Origin of the sequence: Schnuerera sp. (assembly GCF_035459645.1) — a bacterium.
Taxonomy (GTDB): Bacteria; Bacillota; Clostridia; order Tissierellales; family Tepidimicrobiaceae; genus Schnuerera.
Window position 1 is genome coordinate 1 of record NZ_DATHXO010000273.1, and the last position, 4,159, is coordinate 4,159.

At 29.3% G+C, this 4,159-nt stretch carries 3 protein-coding genes; 1 reads left to right on the forward strand and 2 read right to left on the reverse strand.

Going from position 1 to position 4,159, the window contains the following annotated elements:
- Positions 1 to 149 precede the first annotated feature (149 nt).
- Complete coding sequence (locus tag VK998_RS06365) at positions 150 to 1,532, forward strand: MATE family efflux transporter (protein WP_325226678.1); 1,383 nt, start codon at positions 150 to 152, stop codon at positions 1,530 to 1,532.
- 63 nt (positions 1,533 to 1,595) lie between these two features.
- Here VK998_RS06365 and VK998_RS06370 read toward each other — a convergent pair whose 3' ends face one another.
- On the reverse strand, positions 1,596 to 3,974 hold the full coding sequence (locus VK998_RS06370) for a DUF2357 domain-containing protein (RefSeq protein ID WP_325226680.1): 2,379 nt from the start codon (positions 3,972 to 3,974) through the stop codon (positions 1,596 to 1,598).
- Positions 3,949 to 4,159: hypothetical protein (locus VK998_RS06375; RefSeq protein WP_325226682.1), on the reverse strand; the 211-nt coding region annotated here is incomplete at its 5' end. The genes VK998_RS06370 and VK998_RS06375, both read right to left, overlap by 26 nt.

Here is a 4,159-nt window from a genome sequence, read left to right on the forward strand (position 1 = left end):
ATCTTTTGATTATGTCCAGAATAGATGGCAAACAAAACGTCCCTTTGCCACCAAATAAAATTCATCTTGATTAATTTCTTATTTAAGATTACAATATATAAACATGCTTTGTTTGAATTTTAAAAATTATTAGATTAGGGGTCACGAATATGACAAAACTTAAAGAACTATTTGCTCCCAAGGATTTAACTGAAGGACCACCTTGGAAACGTATTATTGAATTTGCAATACCTATGCTGATTGGTAATATTGCTCAACAATTTTATAATACTGCCGACTCAATCATTGTTGGTAAATACATAGGTGATAATGCTCTTGCTGCAGTTGGCAGTGCAGGTCCTATATTAAATCTATTACTCGTATTATTTGTAGGGATATCTGTAGGTGCTGGTATAATGGTATCTCAGTACTTTGGTGCTAAGGATAAAGAAAAACTTTCCCGTACTATAGGTACCTGTATAACACTAACTGCTATTTCATCTGCAATTATAATGATTATCGGGCCAATTGTTACTCGGCCATTACTTTCAGTTCTTAACACTCCAAACTCTATTATAGATTGGTCTACAGATTATCTTATTATTTTTTTCATTGGTATTGCTGGTCTAGCTTATTATAATATTTTAGCTGGTGTTCTACGAGGTCTTGGTGATTCTTTTTCAGCACTTGTCTTTCTACTCGTTTCTACAGCTTTAAATGTGGGACTTGATATTTTATTTGTTGCAAAATTTAATATGGGTGTTCCAGGCGTTGCCCTAGCAACTATTATAGCTCAATCAATATCAGCAGTACTTTGTGTCATTAAATTAATTAATATGAGAAATACTTTTACTTTAAACTTAGAAATGCTGAAACTAAAAAAAGAATATTCAATTAAACTTATAAAACTAGGATTACCTTCAGGTTTAACACAGGCAATATTTTCCCTTGCAATGATTGTTGTACAATCTCTTACCAATAGTTTTGGTGAAATGGTTATAGCTGCCAATGTAATTATCATGCGGGTAGATGGATTTGCTATGATGCCAAACTTTTCTTTTGGAAGCGCAATGACAACCTATACTGGACAAAATGTAGGAGCAAAAAAATTAGATAGAGTTGAAAAAGGGACTAAGGATGGTGTTAAAATTGCTGTTGGAGTTTCCACTACTATAACAATTTTAATTTTAATTTTTGGCAAACATCTTATGGGAATTTTCACTAATACAAAAGAATTAGTTGATTTAAGTATGCATATGATGAGAATTCTTGCAGCAGGCTATATTGCAATGGCTATAACCCAATCTTTGTCTGGAGTTATGCGTGGTGCCGGTGATACTATTACACCTATGTGGATTTCACTGATTACTACAGTTGTTATCCGTGTACCTGTTGCCTATGGTCTTGCTTATTTAACACGAAGTGCAGAGTATCCCACAGGAAGGCCAGAATCAATATTTATTTCATTATTAACTTCTTGGGTAGTGGGTGCGATTATTAATACTATTTTTTATAAAAAAGGTAATTGGCGTAGGAAGGCTGTTATTGATTAAATTCATTAACGCCTCTCCTTCTAACTTTCCAAGTAGTCAATTAGATAATAATCCCTTTTTCCTTTAATCCACCAGCTTTTCAAAATTCTTTAAATTTGAAACCTGCCCATTTGCTCTTATTACTTTTCCCTCTATTATTTCAATAGTATTTCCATTCAAAATATATTTGTCATTTTCTTTTCTAATATTATATCCCTTTTTATTTGATATCTCTTTAAGTTTTTTATAAACTTCTATTTCTAAATTGCTTTTAAGTTTTAGTTCATGCATGTTTTGGGCGTTTTTTAATAAATAGAGTGTGGTATATGATACTAATTGGGTCCCAGATTGAATCGGTTTTATATGGCTAATTTCTTGAATGCTCTCTAAATCAAATCTAAGATACCGCTCATTTTCGGTTCCTTTCCTAGCAGTCAATTCCTTGCATTCTCCCCTTTTATATTTAATTATATTATTAATTTTAGCGAAATATTTAATTCCTCCTTCTTCACCAAAAGACTTTTTAGATTGATAAAAAGCTAAATATTCTATCCCAAGTCTTACATTGGATAATCTTTTTTCAGGTATATGATAAAATTTAAAATCCTTATATGCCCGAAAATGTTTTTTATCCTTTACATTTACAACCATCACATTTTCTAATTTAAACTTAGCATAATCATCGTATTCATCTATTGAAATTCTCTCACTTTTAGCCTCTAAGTGAGATTGATTAATTATCTTCTCTAGATGTTTTGTAATAAGTTTTGTACTACCTGGAAGCATTGGAAATGCTCCTACATTAACTTCTTCAATACTTTTATAAAATTTATGATTTAAAAAATCTTCTTCATTTCCATAAGGAAACATAACATAGGCACCAAAGGTATCATATTTATAGTGAAAATCATCACTCATTTTAGATACAATAGCATCTCTATATCTATGCATAACATTTATATCTTCAACCATTGGACCAATCCTACCCTTTTCCACTGATATTCTATACTTTGCATCGAAAATATACATTCTATTATCCTTATCGTTTAAATTCCTAATATGTAAAACTGTATCTGGCCTTTGGTCTGTAGTTGGCATAGTATAGGATTTGTTGTACCATAATTCCAATTTGTTTTTATTACTCTTATATACCATCTTGGATTGAGAATCTTGCAATAATGATAGATATATACCATTATCTTTATATTGTAAAATACCATATTCCTCAACTTCATAGCCTAAATCGCATAATATCTTGTGAATCTTTAAATAACACCATATTTCATATAGTGAATAAAGTTTTTTAGGTGTAATTTTAAATAAATCATCACCTAAGTCTAATCCTTTATTCAACATAGTATATTTTTTATACATATCCTTGTAGCCTGGAGCCATTTGAAAAACTAAACTCATGCTTTTATTGCCTGTTAAATCCCTAATACCTTGAAAATAATTGTTTAAATACATTTCTAAGACTTTTATCTTTTTCCTAATAAATATTAAGGTTTTATTTTCTCTTTCATCATCAGAATCTAAATTAATTTCTATGAATTTTAATCGCTTAATAATCTTTTGAATCATGTATTTTACAAATCTATTTTCAAAAATATCAATGGTTGTTACTTTCTTTTCCTCAATTAGCTTTTCAGTGTAGTAAAATGAATTGTTTATATTTATAAAACCTTTTTCTGATTTAATTAAAGAATCTCCATGGGTTCTAATATACTTCCTAGTCTTATTAGAAACTCTTTTGGCTTTATGTACATTAGTTAAACTCTCATATGTAATTACATTGTGTTTAAAATTACTTATAATCCTTTTTAAAGCAGATTCTAAATCATCAAAAATTATATCTAAAATACTCAAATATTCTATATTAGTCTGATGGTCAGTATCAATTAATTTTCCTGTCAAGTATGTTTTATCTATAAATTTGAAAGCTAAAGAAACTACTTCTTCATTAATCTCCATTATTAACTCTTGATAGTCGTTATAATAATCTAATTTGCTTGGAAAAACTTCTAATACTAGTTTCAAAAGCTTAACCCCATCTTTCAAAATATCTATAACTGTATATCCAATATCTGAAGAAAAATCTATTATACCAATTAAAGAGCCACCAATTGATTGAAAACCCTCCGTTATTCTAATTCCACTATGAAAAATGTCATAATTACTATCTTTATTTTTCTTTTTTTCTAACACTAATTGATATTGTCCATCTTCAAAAAAACAAGGCATCATTGTATTCCCTAGATTTAAAGCCAAATCTCCATAATCTGTAATCGTTTTCAAGGTTGTCTTATTATGTCCCTCAAATATTTTTATAGTTGCTGGTTGATTTAAATTGTTCTTTAAGATCCTGGTCTTTTCACGAGGATTCTCTCCAATTATAAATAGATTAAATTCATCATTTTCCAATTGTACAAGAGTATTTCTATTGCCAAAATGAAACAAATCCATCTTCATAACCCCTTAACATCATAAGTACCTTATTTGCAGAATTCATATATAGAGCCGTTTCTAATCCTTCTTCTCCATGCCTAATATAATCTATGCTATCTATAATATTATTGCTTGGATTACAATAATTATATAGATCTATTAATATATCTTTAATCACTCTATCGCTTCCTGTAATAGTAGGT

Bases quoted from the DNA above. Each gene is read 5' to 3' on its own strand.
- VK998_RS06370 (WP_325226680.1), bottom strand. From the start codon at position 3,974: ATGGATTTGTTTCATTTTGGCAATAGAAATACTCTTGTACAATTGGAA.
- VK998_RS06365 (WP_325226678.1), top strand. From the start codon at position 150: ATGACAAAACTTAAAGAACTATTTGCTCCCAAGGATTTAACTGAAGGA.